The organism is Pseudoalteromonas sp. SIMBA_162 (genome assembly GCF_046535955.1).
Taxonomy (GTDB): domain Bacteria; phylum Pseudomonadota; class Gammaproteobacteria; order Enterobacterales; family Alteromonadaceae; genus Pseudoalteromonas; species Pseudoalteromonas marina.
The window spans coordinates 1-261 of record NZ_JAWJBQ010000613.1 but is presented as its reverse complement, the minus strand read 5'-3'; the positions used below and the strand labels follow the sequence as shown (position 1 = coordinate 261).

Here is a 261-nt window from a genome sequence, read left to right as displayed (position 1 = left end):
GGCGGTGATGGCAAATGATCGGACCTTCGACGGCTACCATCGAGACAATGGTCAGGTTGGGACACGCAACTACATTGGCATCCTATCGACGGTGAATTGTTCGGCGACGGTGGCCAAGATGGCGGCGGAATCACTCAATTCCAGCGGAGATCTCGAGGCGCTGGGGTTTGATGGTGTTGTTCCGGTTACTCATGGATCAGGGTGTGCCATTAACACCGAGTCCGACGGCTTCACTTTCCTCGAAAGAGTGATAGCGGGGTA

1 protein-coding gene is annotated in these 261 nt (G+C 55.2%); it reads left to right on the top strand.

Going from position 1 to position 261, the window contains the following annotated elements; genetic code table 11:
* Positions 1–261: UxaA family hydrolase (locus tag R0J88_RS21130; protein WP_410901046.1), on the top strand; the 261-nt coding region annotated here is incomplete at both ends.